At 68.3% G+C, this 21,239-nt stretch carries 15 protein-coding genes; 8 read left to right on the top strand and 7 right to left on the bottom strand.

The features are described 5' to 3' along the window. The 3 genes from MA876_RS04195 to MA876_RS04205 all read left to right on the top strand — a co-directional run bounded on the left by MA876_RS04195 (position 1) and on the right by MA876_RS04205 (position 1,994). Positions 1–138, top strand: a complete 138-nt coding sequence (locus MA876_RS04195) for a hypothetical protein (RefSeq protein ID WP_248146350.1) — start codon at positions 1–3, stop codon at positions 136–138. Between the two features lie 83 nt (positions 139–221). Then, on the top strand, positions 222–1,073 hold the full coding sequence (locus tag MA876_RS04200; RefSeq protein WP_248146352.1) for a hypothetical protein: 852 nt from the start codon (positions 222–224) through the stop codon (positions 1,071–1,073). Positions 1,074–1,127: 54 nt separating this feature from the next. Then, on the top strand, positions 1,128–1,994 hold the full coding sequence (locus MA876_RS04205; protein WP_248146354.1) for a hypothetical protein: 867 nt from the start codon (positions 1,128–1,130) through the stop codon (positions 1,992–1,994). A gap of 54 nt (positions 1,995–2,048) precedes the next feature. Here MA876_RS04205 and MA876_RS04210 read toward each other — a convergent pair whose 3' ends face one another. The 3 genes from MA876_RS04210 to MA876_RS04220 all read right to left on the bottom strand — a co-directional run bounded on the left by MA876_RS04210 (position 2,049) and on the right by MA876_RS04220 (position 5,302). After that, positions 2,049–2,966 carry a glycine betaine ABC transporter substrate-binding protein gene (locus MA876_RS04210; protein ID WP_248146357.1) on the bottom strand — a complete coding sequence of 306 codons (918 nt, stop codon included), beginning with the start codon at positions 2,964–2,966 and terminating at the stop codon, positions 2,049–2,051. Between the two features lie 84 nt (positions 2,967–3,050). Then, positions 3,051–4,013, bottom strand: a complete 963-nt coding sequence (locus MA876_RS04215) for an ABC transporter permease (RefSeq protein ID WP_248146359.1) — start codon at positions 4,011–4,013, stop codon at positions 3,051–3,053. Further along, positions 4,013–5,302, bottom strand: coding sequence for a quaternary amine ABC transporter ATP-binding protein (locus tag MA876_RS04220; RefSeq protein ID WP_248146361.1), 1,290 nt, complete (start codon positions 5,300–5,302; stop codon positions 4,013–4,015). Before MA876_RS04220 ends, MA876_RS04215 begins: the two co-directional genes overlap by 1 nt. Positions 5,303–5,774: 472 nt before the next feature. On the opposite strand from MA876_RS04220, the gene MA876_RS04225 reads away from it, so the two are divergent. Genes MA876_RS04225 through MA876_RS04235 form a run of 3 tightly spaced genes read left to right on the top strand, consistent with a single transcriptional unit; the run spans position 5,775 to position 7,746 of the window. After that, positions 5,775–6,152 (top strand): GntR family transcriptional regulator, encoded by a 378-nt coding sequence (locus tag MA876_RS04225; protein ID WP_248146363.1) that lies wholly within the window; start codon positions 5,775–5,777, stop codon positions 6,150–6,152. Next, entirely contained in the window at positions 6,149–7,063 is a 915-nt protein-coding gene (locus tag MA876_RS04230) for an ABC transporter ATP-binding protein (protein WP_248146365.1), read from the top strand. Before MA876_RS04225 ends, MA876_RS04230 begins: the two co-directional genes overlap by 4 nt. After that, positions 7,060–7,746, top strand: a complete 687-nt coding sequence (locus MA876_RS04235; RefSeq protein WP_248146367.1) for a hypothetical protein — start codon at positions 7,060–7,062, stop codon at positions 7,744–7,746. Before MA876_RS04230 ends, MA876_RS04235 begins: the two co-directional genes overlap by 4 nt. Positions 7,747–7,782: 36 nt before the next feature. On the opposite strand, the gene MA876_RS04240 is transcribed toward MA876_RS04235, so the two are convergent. Further along, positions 7,783–8,079, bottom strand: coding sequence for a chorismate mutase (locus MA876_RS04240; protein WP_248146368.1), 297 nt, complete (start codon positions 8,077–8,079; stop codon positions 7,783–7,785). A gap of 79 nt (positions 8,080–8,158) precedes the next feature. Here MA876_RS04240 and MA876_RS04245 point away from each other — a divergent pair, with 79 nt between their 5' ends. Next, positions 8,159–9,307: an AI-2E family transporter gene (locus MA876_RS04245; protein ID WP_248146369.1), complete on the top strand. Its 1,149-nt coding sequence runs from the start codon at positions 8,159–8,161 to the stop codon at positions 9,305–9,307. Positions 9,308–9,344: 37 nt separating this feature from the next. Here MA876_RS04245 and MA876_RS04250 read toward each other — a convergent pair whose 3' ends face one another. Together MA876_RS04250 and MA876_RS04255 are read right to left on the bottom strand one after the other, a co-directional pair. Then, positions 9,345–10,499, bottom strand: coding sequence for a lactonase family protein (locus MA876_RS04250; protein WP_248146370.1), 1,155 nt, complete (start codon positions 10,497–10,499; stop codon positions 9,345–9,347). Beyond that, positions 10,499–11,785: an adenylosuccinate synthase gene (locus MA876_RS04255; RefSeq protein WP_248146371.1), complete on the bottom strand. Its 1,287-nt coding sequence runs from the start codon at positions 11,783–11,785 to the stop codon at positions 10,499–10,501. Before MA876_RS04255 ends, MA876_RS04250 begins: the two co-directional genes overlap by 1 nt. Before the next feature lie 78 nt (positions 11,786–11,863). Between MA876_RS04255 and MA876_RS04260 the strand changes: the two genes are divergently transcribed. Further along, the gene (locus tag MA876_RS04260) at positions 11,864–12,619 is read left to right on the top strand and encodes a Pr6Pr family membrane protein (RefSeq protein WP_248146372.1); all 756 of its coding nucleotides are present in this window, start codon (positions 11,864–11,866) and stop codon (positions 12,617–12,619) included. On the opposite strand, the gene MA876_RS04265 is transcribed toward MA876_RS04260, so the two are convergent. Further along, a complete protein-coding gene (locus MA876_RS04265; protein ID WP_248146373.1) occupies positions 12,597–21,014 on the bottom strand; it encodes a DUF5979 domain-containing protein in 8,418 nt (2,805 codons plus the stop codon). The two genes, MA876_RS04260 and MA876_RS04265, sit on opposite strands and share 23 nt — an antisense overlap. Positions 21,015–21,239 lie beyond the last annotated feature (225 nt).

The raw sequence follows: 21,239 nt of genomic DNA on the forward strand, positions 1-21,239 counted from the left end.
ATGGCCCAGAACGACGACGAGTACAGCGTCTACAGCGATACGCGACAGAAGCGCATCAAAGTGATCGCGTGGGTCACGATCGTGGCGCTCATCCTCGTCGGCGGCGGCGCGACCGTCTTCGCCCTGCTTTTCGGCTGAGCCTCTTCCGGGGATCGTGTAGCGCGCCCCTCGTTCGGCGAACTCCCGGTCGCAACGCCCCGCTGCGCGGTTAGCATCGAGGGGTGGAGCCCCTCCTCGTCTTCGCCGCCGAGTTCTGGTGGATCGCTCCCGCGACGGTCGCGGCCGGGACGGCGGGATGGCTCGGCCTGCGCTCCAGCCGCACGAAGGGTCCCCGTGCTGTGAAACCCATGCCCCGCGGCGCTGCCCGCCGCCTCGGCGTCGACGCGGCGCTCCACGAACTCGAGTCGGCGAAGTCCGACGTCGCCCGGTCGCGGGCTCAGTTGCGCGTCGCGCAGGCCGACCTGCTGCGGGTCGAGGCCGACCGTGCCGCGTCGCACGCTCCTGACGGCGCGGTTGCGGCCGCACGCCGCCGCGTGCAGTCCGCCCGGTCCGAGCTCAAGGCCGCGGGCATCGCCGTACGCGCGCGGCGTGCCGCCGTCGGGGCCGCGCGCGCGACCGTCCCCGCGGGCCAGGCCGATCGTGCGGAGTACCCGCTCGGTCGCCTGATGGCCGAGCACGATGCCCTGACGGCGCGGTGGATGCAGTACGAGACGGATCCCGCGATGCTCATCGCCTACCCCGCCATGAGCGACTCGCGGTCACCGCTGCTCGCCGCATTCCTGGATGCGGAGCGCAACGCGCGCTGGTTGCGCCCGGCATCCATCGACGCCCGCGTCAAGCCCGCCGACTTCGCGGCGTATCGCGTCGCCGTCCGTCATGCCGAGGACGCCTTCGACGCCGCCGAGCGCGATGCGCTCATCAAGGCGGGGCACCGGCCCCCGCCGCCGCAGTGGACGGCGACGGCGGAGTCGTGGTTCGAACGCGCGCAGGACGTCCTGACCGCGACGCAGCGCACGGTGGAGTGGTCGATCAAGAACTTCCCGCGGCGCGATCAGCGACCGCCGTCGTCCTGAGCGCTCAGCATCTTCCCGGTCCGCGAGAGGCCGACACCTGATTAGCATGAGGGGATGGAGACGTTCGCGCAGCTGTGGGAGGGCTATTGGTGGCTCATCTTCCCCGTCGGCGCCATCACGATCGGCCTCATCAGCAAGATCGGCAACGCGTGGGAGCGCGCGGCCAAGAGGCGTCACAAGCAGCGCATCGAGCTGCTCCATGCCCGGAGTGAGCTGACAGCGGCCAAGCGCGGCACCGCGGTCGCGAAGACGTCCGCCGGTGCGGTGGAGCACGAGACCGAGTCGCAGGCGACCCAGCTCGCGCGCCTGTTCGCGACGCACGACTCGGTGACAGCGCGGTGGCTCGACTACGAGCTCGACGTCGCGAAGCTCATCGCCTTCCCCGCCATGAGCGATGGTCGACAGCCGCTGACCGCCGCGTTCCTGCGCGCACAGCGCATCGCCGACGGTCTGCGTCCGGCGTCCCCGAAGGCGCGCCTCACCCCGGCGCAGCTCGCCGAGTACCGCAACGCGGTCGCCGACTACGAGGTGGCGTTCGACGTCGCCGAGCGGGATGCCCGCCGCATCAAGGACACGTCGTTCACCGACACCGAGCGCAAGCGGCTCGACAAGGCGAAGCAGCTTCTCGCCGTCGCCGTCGATCAGGCCGCGACTCCGGCCGAGCGCCAGATCGCCTACCGTCGCGTACGCGAAGAGCTCGACGGACTGATCGCGCTGTCCGACGACGCGATCGAGGTGCTCGAGACCAAAGTCGCGCTCGAGATCGCGTCCCCGGTAGCGCCGACCACGTCTCTCCCGGCGACGAGCATGCCGGCATCGCCACCTGCGCCGGGAGCACGGGAGCACGCCCCGTGGCCCGTGCCGGCCCGGAGCTCCGAGACAGCGCCGGGGCGCGTCATCCACCCCAAGCCGCAGGGTTGACGCGAGAAGGCGGGACCCGGCCGAAGCCGGATCCCGCCTGCAGAACGACGATCGTCAGTCGGTGACGATCGTGTCGAACGCGTCCGGGTTCTGCTCGAGCCACGCCTCGACGGCCTCGGCTTCGCGACCCTCGCCGTACTCGTTCACGACGAGGTCTTCGAGCGACCCGTACTGGGCGTCATCGAGGTGGATGCCGGCGATCAGCTCCGCGGCGTCGGCGCAGCGCTCCGAGAATCCGTCCGTGCCGAGGAAGTGCAGCGCCTCGGGCTCGCCCATCGCTCCCAGCGGGTCTTCGAGGTCCTTGACGTCGTAGGCGTCGTTCGCCCAGAACGGGCGCCACAGCGTCACGACGATGTCCTCCTGCGCTGCGATCGCGTTGTCGAGCTCGGTGAGCATCGCCGCGGTCGAGGAGGTGACGAGCTCGTACTCGCCGTCGATGCCGTACTCGGGCATCATCGTGTCCTGCGTCTGGGCGGTGAGGCCCGCGCCCGGCTCGATGCCGACGATGCGGCCGCCGAACCGGTCGGCGTTGCCGGCCAGGTCCTCGATCGAGTCGATGTCGACGTAGCTGGGGACCGCGATGGTGAGCTTGGCGTTGTCGTAGTACGCGCCGAGGTCTTCGATGCTGTCGCCGAACTCCTCCATATACTGCGCGTGGGTGAGCTCGGGCCAGGCAGACGGATAGATGTCGACATCACCCTGCGCGAGACCCGTGTAGAGGGGACCCGCCTCGGTGAGCGTCTCCATCTCGACGGTGTAGCCGAGCTTGCCGAGCTGGTTCTCCAGCAGGTAGGCGGTGCTCAGGCCATCGGTCCACGAGGGGAGGAAGCCGAGCGTGATGGTGTCGCACGTGTCGGCGGCGCCCTCGCCTCCCGCCTGCGCGTCGTCGCCGCCGCCGCTCGCACAGCCCGCAAGCACGAGCGTTGCCGCGGCCCCCAGGCCGATCATTCCGGTGAGGTGTCGCTTGTTCATGTGATCTCTTCCTTCACGTATGTGTCGTTCGTTTCGTGTTCTCTCTTGGTTCCGGGCGTGCGCTCACGGATCGCGCGCGCCCGTTCAGCCGTGCAGTGACGGCTCTCGACGCGGTGGAGTGGTCTCCACGCGCGACGTCTCTTCGGCGACCGGGATGTCGCGCGCATTCCTGCGCACGGCGCGTCGGCGAGCCAGCACGCCCCGCAGCGACGACCGGTAGTCGGCGGGGTTGCCCAATGCCGCCGTCACGCGATCGAGGTAGACGGCGATGACGACGACCGCGAGGCCGGCCTCGACGCCGATCGCCAAGCGCGCCGACGAGACCGACTGCACCACGATCTTGCCCAGGCCGTCGGCACCGACGATGCCGGCGAGGACGGCCATCGACAGTGCCAGCATGATGACCTGGTTGACGCCGGCCATGATCGTGGGCATCGCGAGCGGAAGCTGGATGCCGCGGAGGATCTGACCGGGAGTGGCGCCGAAGGCCTTTCCGGCCTCCACCGTCTCGGAGTCGACGCCGCGGATGCCCAGCTCGGTGAGTCGTACGCCGGGGGGCAGAGCGAAGATGACCGTCGCCACGACTCCGGGGACGACGCCGATGCTGAAGAACGTGATCGCGGGGATCAGGTAGACGAAGCCGGGCATCGTCTGCATGAAGTCCAGCACCGGCTTGAGAATCGCGCGCACGGTGTCGTTGCGGGCCGACCAGATCCCGAGCGGAATCGCGATCACGAGCGCCACCAGCGTCGCGATGATCACCAGCGACAGAGTCTGCAACGTCGGCACCCACAGATCCATCGCGACGACGAGCGTGAACGCCAGGGTCGTGCCCAGCGCCATCTGCCACGAGCGCAGCAGCCATCCGATGAGGGCGAAGACCGCGATCAGCACGGGGACGGGCGTCGCGACGAGCACATCGGTCAGACCGTCGACGAGCCAGCGGACCGCGACGGTGATGATGTCGAACAAGGCAGCGAGGTTGTCGCGGAGCCAATCGACCCCGTCCTCGACCCAGGTTCCGAGAGGGATGCGGAAGCCGTCCATCAGCGCACCTCCTGTGCGTTCAGCCCCGGCGCGGACTGGTCGAGGATCGCGTCGATCTCGTTCACCGGCATCGGCTGCAGAGGCAGGCTGATCTCCCCGGTCGCGCCGGGTCCCGGTCCGAGCGCCGCGAGCAGGGTCACACGCGGGATGACGCCGGTGAGACGCCCCGCGGCATCCACCACCGCCAGCGGCAGCGGCGACTCGACAGCCGGAACGAACAGGTTCATCAGGATCTCGTCCTCGTCCACGCTCTGCGGGACGCGCTTGATCACCGAGGTGATCGAGTTCTCACCGGCGCGGACGAGCTTCACCGCGTCACGGTCGCTCACGACCCCGAGCAGCGTCCGGTCGCGGCTCACGACGTACGCCGCCGACATGTAGGCGTCGCGCATCTCGCGCAGCGCTGTGCGGGGTCCGGCTGTATCGGTCACGACAGGACGCGGGCGCTCCATCACATTCGCCGCGGTGAGCACGCGAGCGCGGTCGACGTCCTGCACGAACTGCTCGACGTAGTCGTTCGCCGGGTCGGTCAGGATGTCTTCGGGCGTGCCGACCTGCACGATCCGTCCGTCGCGCATGACGGCGATGCGGTCTCCGAGGAACATCGCCTCGTTCAGGTCGTGCGTGATGAAGACGATCGTCTTCTGGAGCGTCTGCTGGAGCTCGAGGAGCTGCTCCTGCATCTCGCGTCGGATGAGCGGGTCGAGAGCGCTGAACGCCTCGTCCATGAGGAGCACGTCGGGGTCCGCGGCGAGTGCCCGGGCGATCCCGACGCGCTGCTGCATGCCGCCCGAAAGAGCGGAGGGCAGCTTGTCGCCCCAGCCCTCGAGGCCGACGAGCGCCAGGATCTCGGCGGCCTTCGCGAGCCGCTCGGCCCTGGGAACCCCGCGAAGCTCGAGGGGATACGCGACGTTGGCTGCGACGGTGCGGTGCGGGAGCAGCGCGAAGTGCTGGAAGACCATCGAGATGCGGTCGCGTCGCAGTTCTCGCAGCTTCGACGGCACCGTGTCGGTGACGGACTCGCCGTGGACGGCGATGGTTCCGTCCGTTGCGGTGAAGAGCCCATTGAGCATGCGGATGATCGTCGACTTGCCCGAGCCCGAGAGACCCATGATGACGAAGATCTCGCCGGGACGGACGTCGAAGCTCGCGTCGATGACAGCTGCTGTCCCGGCATCCGCGACCTCGGAACGGGTCGCGCCGGCACGGAGCCTTTCGACGACCCCTCGCGGGTTGCGGCCGAAGACCTTGTAGAGGTTCTTCACCTCGATGGCAGGCGAAACGGTCACGTGATTGCACCTCGGCAGCCCGGTGCATGGGCTGCATCGGTCACGCCCGGGTGGCGGCCACGCAGAGCCCCGTCCGTGAGGCGGGGGTAACGGCGGCGGATGCGGATCCGCGGCAAAGACCGCCGACCGTACGCTCGTCGGTCAGGCTCCGGGAGAGACCTCCGACGACCGCGGACTGGTCGGATCAAGGCCCTGCTGTGGGCCACGATCAAACGTTTCATGACCGGGATGCACCTGGCAAATCACTATGCGGTCCCTCCTCGGCTTGCCATGGTGTGCGACGCGCGCCCGTGATACCGGCTGTCGCCGATCCAGCCAAATCCCACACGAGCTGCCCGTTCTGCCGCGGAATCACGCTGTTTCGGTGGCGCCTCGGACGCTCTTTCTGAGAATCGCGTAACGGGGTTGACGGGGGGCTGGTTCGTGTTGCATGGTTAGTTAGTCAAGTAACTAACCAACAGAGCGGAGCGACGTGATCGAAGAAGGCAAGGCGCTCTTCCTGCAGATCGCAGAGAGCGTCGAAGAGTCCATCATCGACGGAAGTCTGGGCGAAGAGACCCAGGCGCCGTCGACGAACGAGCTCGCCGCCTTCTACCGCATCAACCCCGCGACGGCCGCCAAGGGAGTGAACATGCTCGTCGACAAGGGCGTCCTCTACAAGCGACGCGGGATCGGCATGTTCGTCGCCGAGGGCGCGCGCACCGCACTCCTCGCCGAGCGCCGCGCCGCCTTCGCCGATCGCTACGTCGATCCGCTGCTCGCCGAAGCGCGGCACCTCGGCCTCGACGCCGACGACCTCGCCCGGCTCATCCACGAACGATCCACCACGACGGAAGGAAGCGCACGATGACGAACGTGATCGAGGTGAAGAACCTCACCAAGCGCTACCGCGACACGCTCGCGGTGGACGGTGTGAGCTTCTCGATCGAGAAGGACACCATCTACGGTCTCCTCGGCCGCAACGGCGCCGGCAAGACGACCGTCATGTCGATCCTGACGGCGCAGAACTTCGCGACGTCGGGGGATGTGCGCGTCTTCGGCGAGAACCCCTACGAGAACGCGAAGGTGCTCCAGCGCATGTGCTTCGTTCGCGAGAGTCAGAAGTACCCGGATGACTCGACCGCCCGCCACGCCTTCCGTGCGGCGCGGCTCTTCTTCCCGAACTGGAACCAGGAGCTGGCCGACCGCCTCATCGACGAGCTGCAGCTGCCGATGAAGAAGACGATCAAGAAGCTCTCGCGCGGTCAGCTGTCGGCCGTCGGCGTCATCATCGGACTCGCGGCGCGTGCCGAGATCACGTTCTTCGACGAACCGTACCTCGGTCTCGATGCGGTCGCCCGTCAGATCTTCTACGACCGCCTGCTCGAGGACTACGCGGAGCACCCGCGCACCGTCATCCTCTCGAGCCACCTCATCGACGAGGTGTCGAACCTCATAGAGCGCGTGCTCGTGATCGATCGTGGCCGGATCATCATGGACGAGGACACGGATGCCGTGCGCGACCGCGCGGCGAACATCGTCGGCGACACCGCCGCGGTCGAGGCCTTCGTCGCGGGCCGCGAAGTCATCCATCGCGAGAGCCTCGGTCGCGTGTCGTCGGTCACGGTGCTCGGCGCCCTCACTCCCGCCGACCGCGAGGCCCTGCAGGCCGCGGGTCTCGACGTCGCGCCGGTCTCCCTGCAGCAGCTCATCGTGCGCACGACGCAGCACGCGGCGGGGTCCCAGCATCCCTCCCCTCTCGACGAAGGAGCACTCCGATGAGCCGCACGATCAACGTCGTCCGTATGCAGTTCGTCAACAAGCAGACGTTCATCTGGGTACCGCTGATCGTCCTCGTCGGCGCCTTCCTGCTCAGCCTCGCGATCTACGCGATGATCCCGACCGACGCCGTGAAGGTCGGCGGAGGTTCGGGCGCACCGCTGTGGTACTTCATGGTCGTCGGCGTGCAGGCGCTGACGCTCAGCTTCCCCTTCTCGCAGGCGATGAGCGTGACACGGCGCGAGTTCTTCCTGGGAACCCTCGGTGCCGCGCTCGTGACCGCCGTCATGCTGGCGATCATCTTCGTGATCGGCGGTCTCGTCGAGCAGGCGACGCACGGCTGGGGGATGAACGGATACTTCTTCTACTTCGACTGGATCTGGGCCGCGGGACCCCTTGCCGCGTTCTTCATCTACTTCGTGGTCGCGATGCTGTTCTTCGTCGTCGGCTTCTGGGCGGCGACGATCTACAAGCGCTGGGGCGCCCTCTGGCTCACCGTGGTTCTCGTCGGCATCGCGTTCGTGCTGGTCGGGCTCATGTGGGTCACGGGCTTCGCCAACGCCTGGGTCCAGGTCTTCACCTGGTTCGCCGTCACCGGGGCGCTCGGGCTCGCGCTGTGGGGCGTGCTCCTCGGGGCAGTGCTCGCCGCGATCTCGTTCGCCATTCTGCGGCGGGCGATCCCGTAGCCGCCGGCTTCGCGGTTACGGTCGGCCGACGGGTGCTCAGCGCCCGTCGGCCGCTTCCGTGTGGTGGCGGATGACCTCGGCCACCACGAAGTTGAACCACTTCTCGGCGAACTCGGGATCGAGGTCGGCATCGTGCGCCAGCGTGCGCAGGCGAGCGAGCTGGCGCTCTTCACGTGCGGGGTCGGATGCCGGCATCCCGTGCTCGGCCTTCAGCTCACCGACCTGCTTCGTGCACTTGAAGCGCTCGGCGAGCAGGAAGATCAGGGCGGCATCCACGTTGTCGATGCTGCTGCGAAGTCTCAGCAGTGTCTGCGTCGGGTCGGCGTCGCTCATGGCTCCGAGCGTAGCGCGGCCCAGAGATCACCCGCGGCGGGCGAGCGGGTGAGCCGCACGCGGCTCTAGAGTGTGACGCATGACCGACGACTCCGCCCCCCTCGCCGTGGATCCGACTGCAGGGACGGATGCCGCGGCCGACGCATCTGACGCCCCCTCCGCGCCGCCCACCAAGGCCTTCTGGGCGCGACTCGACAGCCCCTTCCCCGTCGGCTTCTTCGTGACCCTCGGTGGCCTGGCGGCCATCCTGCTCGGCATCGCGATCACCAACATCGCGACGGTCCTCATCTACATCGCACTCGCGATGTTCGCCTCGCTGGGCCTCGATCCCGTCCTCAAGTGGCTCGAGCGGCACAAGGTCTCCCGCGTATGGGGCATCGTCATCGTGTTCTTCGTCCTCGTGGTCGTGGGTGCCGGACTGCTCTGGCTCGTGGTCCCGACCCTCGTGACGCAGATCACGCAGTTCTTCTCGACGCTCCCCGCCACGATCAACAACTTCATGGCGTCGGACTTCTACCACTGGCTCGAGGGCATCTTCGGCGAGGGCCTGACCGACCTCGTCGACGACGTCCAGAAATTCCTCACCAACCCGGCCAACATCGCCGCGATCTCGGGCGGAGTGCTCAAGGTCGGCGTTGGCATCGCGACCGCGATCTCGGGTCTGCTGATCGTCGTCGTGCTGACGCTGTACTTCGTCGCTTCGCTGCCCGCGATCAAGGAGTCGCTCGTCCGCTTCGCTCCGGCGCGCAACCGCACGAAGGTGCACGCGATGACCGACGAGATCACCGACTCGATCGGCGCCTACCTCATGGGCATGGTCGTCCTGGCGTTCTTCAACTCGGTGGTGGCCTTCACGCTGCACCTGATCCTCGGGCTGCCCTACCCGCTCCTCATGGGCGTGCTGGCCTTCACGATCACGATCATCCCGCTCGTCGGTCCCGTGCTCTACTGGATCTTCGCCACGGCGCTCGCGCTGTTCACGAGCCCCCTCGCGGCACTCATCTTCGGCATCGCGTACCTCATCTACATCCAGATCGAGGCCTACGTCATCACTCCTCGGGTCATGAGCAAGGCGATCTCGATCCCGGGCTCGCTCGTCGTGATCGGCGCCCTCATCGGCGGCACGCTCCTGGGCCTGCTCGGGGCGCTCATCGCGGTGCCGGTCACGGCATCCATCCTGCTCATCATCAAACAGGTCTTCATACCCAAGCAGGACGCCAAGCTCTAGCGGCGCCGCCCCCACGAAGCGGTGAGGGGGGAGTGCTTCAGACGAGCGGGAGGATGCAGGTCGGGCTCGGAGCCGCCGCGCGGTGACGCACGCGGCCGGGCACGCCCGTCCGCAGATCGAGCGCGAGCGAGGCGACCTCGTCGGAGAGCTGACCGGCGACGAGGAGCGTGTCGCGCACGACGACGTGATGGCGCGGCCAGTCCACGCCCGCCTCGACGAGCGCGACGGGCTCGAGGCTCTCGCCCTGACCGCGCACGCGCAGCGTCGCGATCGTGTTGCTCCCGCGCACCCCCGCATAGAGGAAATCGCCGTCGCGGGATGCCGCGAGCTCCGCCGCCGTGTCACCCGGGAGCGTTCCTGCGCCCAGGGGAGCGCCACCGACCAGGCGCCACGCGCCCGAGGCATCCGGAGCCAGCACGAACGCTTCGCACGACAGCTCGGCGACGACGTACAGGTGCCCACTCGGGTGCCAGACCATATGGCGCGGCCCGCTGCCGTGCGGGAGCACGACCTGGCCCACGCCCGTGAGTCCGCGCGAGCCTGCACGCCAGAACCGCACGAGGTCGAGCCCCATGTCGGTCGTCGCGATGAGCCCGCCGGGCAGGAACACCGCTTCGTGGGCGCGTGAGGGGCGGGAGCCGGAAGCTTCGGCCTCTGGCGCCTCGTCGTGATCCGGTACGAGGTGCGCGAACTCGGCGCCCGCCGCTTCGCGCAGGGCGCGCGCGGCCGCGGCCAGATCGAGGTCGCCGACCTGCGGCTCCGCCGATGGACCGTAGGGATCCACCGCGGCGGCGGCGATGACCGGCGACGACGGGCGGCCCGCGGCATCCAGCGACATCCGCACGACACGGCCATCGCCCCAGCAACTCGCCACGAGCGATCCGCCGTCGGGGGCGACGGCCACGTGGCACGTCGCCTCGCCGGCGGGAACGGGGTCGCCGAAGGCCGCGAAGGACGACTCACCCGTGCGCTGGAACGCCTGTACGGCGCCGCGCTTCTCGAGCGCCGCGTAGAAGACGTCGAGCGATGGATGCCGCGCCACCCACGATGGCGAGTCGGCCGGTGCGACCTCACCCGTGAATCCGAGTGCCCCGCCGGCGAGCGCGTCGTCGGGTGCGCCTGCCAGCAGCATCCCGATCCCGGTGCCGTGACCATCCATGTCGGCGGTGTACCCGCCGAGGAGGAACCGCATCAGTCGACGAGGTCGTGTCGCACGATGACGGCGTCGCGCGCCGCGCCGACGCCGATCACCGAGATGCGCGTGCCGCTCATCGCCTCGAGTGCGAGGACGTAGTCCTGCGCCTCGAGCGGGAGCTCGTCGAACGTGCGGGCAGTGGAGATGTCCTGCTTCCAGCCCGGGAAGTACTCGAGGATCGGCGTCGCGTGGTGGAAGTCGGTCTGGTTGACGGGCACCTCGTCGAACCGCACGCCCTCGACGTCGTAGGCGACGCAGACCGGGATCTCGTCGAGTCCGGTCAGGATGTCGAGCTTCGTCAGCACCAGGTCGGTGATGCCGTTGATGCGCGTCGCGTAGCGCGTGATGGGTGCGTCGTACCAGCCGACGCGGCGCGGGCGGCCGGTCGTCGTGCCGAACTCGAAGCCGCGTGAGCGCAGCCATTCTCCCTGATCGTCGAACAGCTCGGTCGGGAACGGACCCGAGCCGACGCGCGTCGTGTACGCCTTCACGATGCCGACGATCCGGTCGAGGCGATTGGGCCCGACGCCGGCGCCCGTGGCCGCGCCGCCCGCCGTCGCCGACGAGGAGGTCACGAACGGGTACGTGCCGCGGTCGACGTCGAGCATCGTGGCCTGTCCGCCCTCGAAGACGACGACCTCGCCCGCGTCCAAGGCGGTGTTGAGCAGCAGGGACGTGTCGGCGACCATCGGGCGCAGGCGCTCAGCGTAGGACAGCAGCTCCTCGACGATCTCGTCGACAGTGATCGCGCGGCGGTTGAAGATCTTCACCAGGAGGTGGTTCTTCTGATCGAGGGCGCCCTCGACCTTCTGGCGCAGGATGTTCTCGTCGAAGAGGTCCTGCACGCGGATGCCGACGCGGTTGATCTTGTCGGCGTACGCGGGCCCGATGCCGCGGCCCGTCGTGCCGATCTGGCGCTTGCCGAGGAAGCGCTCGGTCACCTTGTCGAGCGTGCGGTGGTACTGCGTGATGATGTGCGCGTTGGCGCTCACCTTGAGGCGCGACGTGTCGACGCCGCGCGCGTGCAGCGCCTCCAGCTCGTAGAACAGCACCTCGAGGTCCACGACGACGCCGTTGCCGATGACCGCGTTGACGCCGGGCGACAGGATGCCCGAGGGCAGCAGGTGCAGCGCGTACTTCTCGTCGCCGATCACGACCGTGTGGCCGGCGTTGTTGCCGCCGTTGAACTTGACGACCCAGTCGGTGCGATCGCCGAGCAGGTCGGTCGCCTTGCCCTTGCCCTCGTCTCCCCATTGGACGCCGATGATCACAATGCCTGGCATGGGCCACTCCCCCGTTGTTCGGACGGTTACACCCCATCCTACCGAGGCACGGCGCGAGACCGACGATAGGGTGTGCCCATGCTGCGTACCCCCGCTTGGGCTCTCACCTGGTCGATCCTCCGCATCGCGATGGCGGGGGTGGTCGTCGCGGCGATCGTCGCCCAGCTCATCGAGTCGATGTCACGTGCCGCTGCGAACGGGCAGGACATCGCGACGGTCGGCTGGAACTTCTTCAGCTACTTCACGATCCTCTCGAACGCGCTGGCGGCCGTGGTGCTCGTGCTCGTCGCTATCTGGGGCCTCACGACCGGGCGGCGCGACGAGTACTCGTCGGAACCTCGCGGACTGGCCGTCGCGCTCGCGTCGGTGACGACGTACATGATCATCACGGGGATCGTCTACAACACCCTGCTGCGCAGCGTGCCGCTCTACGAGGGAACCGAGCCGATCCCGTGGTCGAACGAGGTGCTCCACCTCATCGGGCCGGTCTTCCTCCTCCTGGATCTGCTCCTCGCGCCCAAACGCCGAGGCCTCGCATGGAAGACCGTGGGCATCATCGCGATCTTCCCGATCGTCTGGGTGGTGTACACCCTGATCCGGGCCAACCTGGTCACGAACCCCGCCACCGGCGACCCCTGGTGGTACCCGTATCCGTTCCTCAATCCGAACAACTTCGACAACGGCTACGGAACGGTGGCGCTCTACATCGTCGGGATCGCCGTCGCGATCATCGCTATCGGACTCCTCGTCGTCTGGATCGGCCGTGCGCGCGAAGACGGACGCGCCGACGCCGAGGTCGGCGACCCGCGATTCACGCCCGGCGCCGACGCCTGACGACGACCAGTCCGAGCCCGAGCGCCAGCAGCCCGACGCCCACAGTCGCGACCGCTCCCGCACGCGCCGCGTCGAAGCCCGTCGGTGGCAGGGGCGGGTCGAAGGTGTTCTCGAGCACGAAGCTGAGCTCGGCGCCCGCCTGGACCCGGAAGAAGCCCACCCGGCTGCCGCTCTCCAGCGTGATCAGCCCGACTTCTTCGCCTTCGGCATTCAGCAGGCGCTTTGAGTCCGCCCCGCCGTCATCCGTCTCGGCGATCCCGCAGATCGCGCCCGCGGGCAGCGCCTGATAGGTCGTCGTGTAGCCGTTCTCGGCCGTGAGAGGACGCGAGGCTCCTCCGGGAATGACCACCTGGGTCAGCCCGCCGGCGGGGTCGATGCAGCGGATGGTGACCTCGAAGGGACCTTGGCCGAGCTCATCCGCACCCTCGCCCGTCACGACCTTGTCGACGGTGAGCGAACCGATCAGGAAGGTGTTCGTCGCCGTGACCTCGACCGGTGCGTCCTGCGCTGCGCCGATCGTCACCTGAGACGGCTCGACCACGCTCTCGTCAGCGACACCGTCGTCGGTCTCTTCGACCGCGCACACCGAGCCCGTGGGGATGCCGGTGATCGTCGCGTCCAGAGGCTCATCGCCGCCCAGAACGACGTCCTCGTCGTAGACCGTCCTCGTTCCACCGCCCGACGTCTCGAGCGTGCAGGTCACGTGCATCACGAACGGTCCCGTGCCGAAGAACTCCGCGCCGTCGCCCTCGAGCACCTTGTGCAGCACGAGATCACCCGAATCGAAGAAGTTGTCGACGATCAGTTCCGCTTCGTCGTTCGCTCCCACCGTCACGCTGCCGTCCGCAGGCGTGATGGTCGTGGAGGTCGCCCCGCCATCGTCGATCTCGCTCAGTACGCACGCGGCACCGTCGGGAAGGGAATCGTACGTCGTCTGGAAGCCGTTCAGCAGGCGCAGCACGCGCACGGCACCACCGGGGATGTCGATCGCGCCGCTGTTGCCGCTGATGAACGACTCGCAGGAGAGCTCGACGGTGAAGGTGGTCTGCCGGCCGAGCGCTTCACCCGGTCCGCTGAACACCTTCTGGACATGGATGGATCCGGCGTCGAAGCGATTGTCGACGGTGAGGGTGACGGTTGCACCTGGTGTGACGACGATCGCTGACGGCGAGATCGTCACCGCCGAGGCATCCGCATCGTCCGTCTCTTCGACCGAGCAGATCGCTCCGTCGGGAAGGTCCGTGTAGGTCGTCGACATTCCCGTCGCCCGCGAGAGGGTGCGCACCGCACCACCCGGGACGACGATCTCCTCGGCGGCGCCGGAGCCGTCCCACGTGCACGTGAGCTCGACCACGAACTCACCGTTCGCCCACTGCTCGCCGTCCCCGGAGATGACCTTCTGCACCACGAGCTCGCCGACATCGAAACTGTTGTCGACGATGAGCTCGACGGGCGCACCCGCGTCGACCACCGCGACGCCGGTGGCGGTATCGGTGCCGTCGTTGGGGGTGATCTCGACGCTCGACGCGCCCCCGTCGTCCGTCTCGGCGACGGTGCACTCGGCACCGGGGGGGAGCTGGTCGTAGAGGACGGTCTCGCCATCGCTGAACGATCGGACGGCGCTGCCGGGAATGTCGATCTCGACCGGGCCGTCGCCGATGTCGGCGACGCACGACAGCTCGATCTCGAACTCGTTCGTGCCCCACAGGTCGGCGCCGTCGCCGGACGTCTGCTTCGTGACCTCGAGCTGACCTGTCTCGAAGGTGTTGACCACCGTGAAGTCGAGCTCGACGTCCTCGTCGATGAAGAAGAGGCCGACAGGATCGCCGTTCTCGTCCTGGATGACGGTGGATGACGCGTTGCCGGTGTCACTCTCGACCAGCACGCAGATCGCGCCCGCGGGCAGCGGGTCGTAGGCCGCCGTGTAGCCCGTCGCCTCGGTGAGGTCACGAGTCGGCCCGCCGGGGATGTCGAGGAAGAGCGCCCCCGAGGTCGGGTCGAGGCACGTGAGCCGGACCGTGTACGACGTCGGCGCCCAGGTCGTGTCGCCCGCCAGCTGCTTGGTGACGGTGAGAGTGCCTTCGGGGAAGAAGTTCGTGATCGTGACCGATACGGCCGTGCCGTCGCCGATCGTGACACTCGACGGGCTGACCGTCGAGCTGTCGGCGAAGGCGTCGTCGGTCTCCTCGACGCTGCAGGAGGACCCCGTGGCGATGTCGTCGATCGTCGCAGCGAAGTCGGTGTCATCGTCGGGGGTGGCGGGGTCATCCGCCGGGGCGTCGAAGACGACGTCGCCGTCCCACGTCGTGTCGCCGTCGAGCGTGCAGGTGACGTGGACGACGTACGGCCCGTTGGCGAAGACGGAGTCGGCCGGATCGATGACCTTGAGCAGATCGAGGGAGCCGACGGTGAAGGTGTTCTCGATGTCGACCGAGTTCGTCGACGATTCACCGTCATCGGGCGTGAGGATGACGGTGATGCCGGACTCGTCGCCCGGCCCGACCGGGCCATCGCCGGTCTCTCCCTCCACGACGACGCTGCTGGCGCCGTCGGTGTCGGACTCGGACACCAGGCATTCCGCTCCCGCGGGCAGGCCCGTGATCGTGACCGGCTCGCCCTCGGTGATCTCGACGATCATGGGGGACTCTGTGAATCCGTCACCCCAGACGGGCGCACCCACGAAAGTGCACTCGACGGTTGCCTCGAACGGCCCATACTCGATCGGGTCGCCGTTCTGATCCACAGCTCCGCCGTCATCGACGACTTTCGTGAGCGTGAGAGATGCGAGGTCGTACACGTTGTCGAGCGTTGCGGTGCCGAAAGGCTCCTGGCTGACCACGACACCGCCCGTGCCACCGGCATCCACCTGTCCGTTGTCGCCTTCGACGAGTTCGCACTCCGCACCCCAGGGAAGATCGTCGACGACCTGCGCCTCGTCGGCGGTCAGCGTGAGGTCGATGGGCGGCAGGACCTCTTCGACGGGTGTGCCGACCGCGGACGTGCACTGGAGCTGCACGTGGAAGCTGTCCGGCGCGAACCGCTCACCGTCTCCGCTGGTCGTCTTCACCACCCGCAGGGAGCCCGTCGCGAGCGCGACGCCCGTCTTCGTGCCCTCGATGGGGCTCATGTCCGAGCTGCCGTTGGTCTGGACCTCGGTCAGGTGCGCACCCGTCGCGACGGTGTTCCAGGCGATCGTGTCGGCCCCCGCGGCCGGCGAGACCGCGGGCGTGATGGTGTCGAAGTCCACCAGGACGATGCCTCCGGGGGCGAGCTCGGATCCTGCGGCGAACTCCACGATGACCTTGATCCCGGTGACGGTCGACAGATCGGCGACCGTCGAAGGGTCGACCCACGATCCGGGCGGGCACGACGGGTCGAGCGTGGCGTCGAGGTCGTCCGCGCACACTTCTCCCGTGGTCACGAGGTAGTTCATGGTCGCGCCCGCGGCCGGCGCCACCAGCTCGACGCCGCCGGCGAACACTGGCCGCCACTGCGATTCTCGCTGCAGGCCGCTGAGCACCCCCGTGTCGCCCGGAGCCGGAAGCCGATCGATCATGACGAGAGTGTCCATCGGGATGTTCCCCGTGTTGAGGATCGCGAGACGCCACACCACTTCGCCCCCGGGCTTCGAACGGGGGACGCACGCCACCTGGTAGAAGCCCTCTTCGGCGGGGTCGGCGATCGGCAGGGCGTTCGGAGTGCACTCGTCACCGGTCACGGCATTCGTCGCGCCGAGCGAGTCGTCGATCGGGCGCACGCCCTTGCCCGAGCGCGTGGCTCCGGCCGAGATGACGGTCACGGCGGTGTCGACTGCGCACTCGTCGACCGGCCCAGGCGTGCCGTTGCACTCGTCGAAGGGGCGGTCACCGGTGACGGTGGCCTCGTTGGTCACGACGGTGCCGCCGGGAAGACCCACAGCGAACACGAGATCGATCGAGATCGTGTAGCTCTGGCCGACCTCGAGCACCGTGCCCTCGGGGAACGTGAAGACGAACTGGCCGCCGCTGTCTTCGATGTCGACCTCTGCCGGATCGACCGGCATCGGCGCTCCGTTCGGCGGGACCGGTGCGGTGCCCGCGAGAGCGAAGCGGTACGGCCCGGCGGGGTTCGTGCCGTACGGGTCGACGAGGAGCTGGCCGTCCTGCAGCGGATCGTCGACGATGACGGGATCCTCGATGGGCCAGTCGCCGCTGTTCGTGACCGTGAGCTGATACGGGATGACGGAGTCGGGCGCGTACGCCGAGCCATCCACAGGGGACTTGGTGACCTCGACCGCGGTGGTCGCGTGGACGAAGTGCATGACGTCATCCGCCACGGCGGTCGCCGTCTCGCCCTCCCCGCCTTGCTCTGGTCCGCACTGGCCGAGGAAGGAGCAGATCGTCGTCGTCTGATCGTTGCTGAACTGGCCGGGCGCGGATTCGCCCGGCGCGGCTTCGAGATCCGAACGGTCACTCGGAACGGCGCCGCCCGTGCGCAGATCGACCCGCCGCTCCACGAGCACCGGAACGACCTGCAGGGGCGTCGTCGGGTTCTCCCACTGCTGCGGGTCGACGGCATCACCGTCGTCATCGCGCAGGAACTCGAAGCGAACGCCTTGGACCGCTCCCGCGGCGATGCCCGGCGGAAGCGGATCGGCCTCGAATGCCGCCTCCGTGAGCCACGGGCCCACAGTCCATGCACCACCGGTGACCGCGACGTCGGTGCCGGTGTCGCTGAAAGCGCCGCCCGTGAAGACACTCATCCGAACGAGATTGATCGGCGTCGTGAGCGTGAAGGCGGGGTCGATACCGGCGTAGTCGAAGGCGTTCCAGAATGTCGGCGCGTCATCCTCGATCCGCATCCCATAGGTGCGAGCCGACCCGGTCGGCTGGCCGCTCAGGCTCATCACGACGGGGCTGTCGTCGGGCTCCGTCTGGGTGTCGGGCTCGAAGGTCTTGTCCGCCACGACGGTGAGCTCGAGATCCGTGATCTCGACCGACGCCGAGTCCTCGTCCGAGGTGATGTTCCCTGCCGTGCCGCCGCCCGCATCGGCGATGTCGACGACGGCGACGTTGTCGACTGGGCTGGCGTCCTGGTCGACGCGTTCGGTGGGCTGCCCACGCACGAACTCGCGCAGACGGAGGTCCATCGCCACCGTCGCGGTGGCCCCCGCGTCGATTCGCCCGTCGTACTCGACCCGGACACCGACCACGTTCGCCAGCTCGAATTCCGTCAGCGCGAGCGCGCCGCTGATCGTGAACGCTTGACTCCCGTCCGCGACGCCATCGCCGTCGGCATCCCTGCTGAGGGTCACCAGGGTCTGTGCGGGGTCTGCTCCGGGCGGAACGCCGATCGAGGTGAAGCCGATCAGGGTGAAGTAGGTGAAGGGGTTCTCCGGCGACCCGGGCGCGGGATCCTCGAGAACGAGCGAGTCGACCTTGCTGGCCGTCTGGTTCGTCGCGACGAGCGTCACGCGGCCCGTCGGGTAGTCGGACTGCGGAATACCGTCGGGCGGCACGCCGAAGGGGCTGTTGGACCACGTCTTGTCGAGCGTGACATTGAGCGGGACGTCGAGGATGAGGACGGTCGCTGAATCCTCCGAGTCGAGCACCGTCTGCCCGCCGTCCACGCCCGTCGCCGCCGAGGTGTTGAGCACCTCGCCGGTGTCGTCGCTGTTGTAGTCCAGGTCGCCCATCGCCGGCGCGCCGTCGGAACGGCGCGTGTCGCGAAGTTCTACGACGATCTCCACGGCCCGGTCGTTTCCTGTCGAGCGTGCGACGCCGCTGCCCACGGGCGGCGCCGTGGGGTCGCCGACGATCGTCCCGGCACGCGTCGGGCTCTCTGCGAAGACGAGGCGGATGCCGAGGGCTGCTGCCCGGTCGGCGGCTGTCAGCGTGACGCCGCCGAAGCCTCCGTCGCAGGCGGCCGGGCAGGGGTCGTTCGCCAGGTCGCGCCATGTCGTGCCGTCCCACAGCTGGACGGCACTGATCTCATCGAACTCCAGGTGCGGGTCCATCGTCGTCGTGATCTGCGGAACCGCGATGATGTCGAACGCATCGTAGAACGATCCGGCGAGAGACGTCGGCGTGCTGGTCGGCGGAGCCGCTTCGTCCTGGATCGTCATGGAGTCGATGTTCGAGAAGCCGCCCGTCGACCAGTTCAACGTCATCGTCGCCTGCTGCTGCGCGCGCGATGTGAGCGTCGACGGGGCGATCGACTTGTCCATCACGTCGGGCCCGTCCCCATCGCCGTCGTCGACCGGGAGGAGTGGAAGATCGTCGCACGCCACGGAATCCGCGCTCGGGGTCGAGTCCACGCCGGGGGCGGTGGCGGAGCTCGATCCGCAGTTAGCGACCGAATCCGGTGCTTCGGTCACCGTCGTGTCGTCGCGCTCATCCGTGCGCTTGTCCGCGGTGAAGTGCGGCTCGAACGACGTGCCGGGAGGGAAGGACTCACCCGGCTGCGCCGTGTAGACGAACTGCAGACCGAGGATGTCGTCCTGCAAGCCCACCGGGATGTCCATCGAGAAGGCGGGTGGCGTCGTGGGGCCCTGGATGTCCTGAGCCCCGGGAAGGGGTTCCCACGAATCACCGTCCCAGTAATTGATCGACAAGCTCGCGTCGGCCGGCACCGCCGTCTGCGTGATCTCGGTCGCGTCGAACTCGTCCCAGAAGGTCCCGTCGACGTCGTAGGGGACGGTCTCGGGATCCTGGATCACGACCTCCGTCGCATCAGTGGTCGTCCTGGGGAACGGCGCCACCTGCCCCGACAGCGTGACGAGCACCCACTCCCCGGGACGATCGAGGAGCGCGTCGGGGTAGATCGACTTGCCGGTGATCGTCTCGATGTGTCGCTCGAAGACCTGGAGGATGTCGGACGCCGTCGCAGAACCCGTGCCGCCGATGGGCCCCGTGCCCTCGACTGTGACCTCGTTCGGCAGGTCCGCGGGGTACCCGGTCTGCTCGGGATCGGTCATCACGTCGAAGGGGATCGAGGTCTGAGCGGTGGGTGGGATGTCACCGGTGAACGTGATCTGGAATCGCACGACCGTGCCGCTCGGAGGCGGTGGGGTCGCCCCGTCTGCGAAGGCGAGCGTCTCGCTCGTGTCGTCGTCGTAGTAGTAGGTGACCGTGCCCGCGGTCGCACCCGCGGGGTAGGCGACGCCTCCGGAGAAGCCGGTGAACACGAGTGAGGCGTCGAAGCCGTCGGCGAACGGATCACCGCCGACCAGGCTGGGCTCGGTGATCGTCATGTCGGTCAGCGCGAAGTCACTCTGGTTGCCGGCGGTGAGGGTCACGGTCGAGTCGTCACCGGCGGCGACCTGTGTCGGACTGAATGACTTGCCGGCGCTCACCTCGACGTCCTCGGCGATGATCTGATGCGTCGCCGAATCTTCCGCGGTCGCGGTGCTGCCGTCGAGGTCGACCTCGCTCTGGGCGGTGTTGGTCACCGTGACGTTGTCGGGGCTGCTCTGGGCGTCCGGGCCGTGCTCCATCCCGATCGCCACACCGCCGGTCGCGCCGGCTTCGATGCCGGGGTCGACGGTGCTCGTGAAGACGACCTGCACACCGAGCACGTCGTCGTTCGGCACGGATGCCGGAGGCTGCGGTGTCGCCGGGGCCGTTGCGACCGGGCCGGGCTCCCACGAGTCGCCGTCCCAGACCAGCACCTGCGCCGTCTCGGCGCCGGTCGGATAGGTGACGGAGTCGATGCCGGTGAAGGGCAGGGACTCGAACGGGTTGCCGGGCGCCTCCGGGTCGACGGGATCGGTGATGGTCACCGTATCGACGGCGGCGTTGGAGGTGTTGCCGGCGGTGATGCTCGCCGTGACGGGTGTGCCGGGCGCCGCGACGGCGCTGGGCGGATCCATCGTCTTGTCGATCGTGGTGGCCAACTCGAGCGGGACGACCGGGGTGACGTCGACGGTGCTCGAGAGCGGGCCAGATGTCTGCGTGTCGGCGTCGGTCGTCGCGGTGTTGGGCACCGGAATGCCGTTCGCCTCGTAGGGCAGATCATCTCGCGCGCGCACTTGGATCGTCACGATGCCGGTCGTGCCGGCGGGCAGTCCCACGGTCCCGCCCGCCATCGGCATCGTGAAATCGACGTCGACTGTCTGTCCGTCGACGTTGACGTCGCCCTGCAGTCCCGTGCCGACGGTCGCCCCGAGCACTTCGAACTCGTCGGGCACCGTGTCGGTCAAGGTGGCGTTCGTGCACCCCGCGAGGATCGACGTGCAGTTCACCACGATCGTGTAGCTGAACGTCTGACCGGGCTGGACCGTCGTCACGCTCGCGGTCTTGGTGACCAGCACGTCGCCGTCGGCGGCGAAAGCCGGCTGCGTGACGCCGATCGCGGATGCGGCGACGAGAGCGATGACGGCGAGTGCCGAGATCAGCGGACGTCGAGTGCGTTTCACGATCACCATCCCCCTTGTCGGCGGGCCCGGATCTCAGCATATTCATCACCACGGCAAGCGGAAAGTGTGGCGGCTGTTTACTGGAGTGCTCCATGTGAAACCGCGGTCCGTCCTCCCGCCCGGGATCGACGAGTCACCCTCGCACGGGAGCCCCGCCGCCACGTCTCACCCTGGACGAATGCGCGCATCTCGCCTCGCCCCGCTCGTCGGCGTCCTCGTTCTCGC

Source organism: Microbacterium aoyamense (genome assembly GCF_023155855.1).
Taxonomy (GTDB): domain Bacteria; phylum Actinomycetota; class Actinomycetes; order Actinomycetales; family Microbacteriaceae; genus Microbacterium; species Microbacterium aoyamense.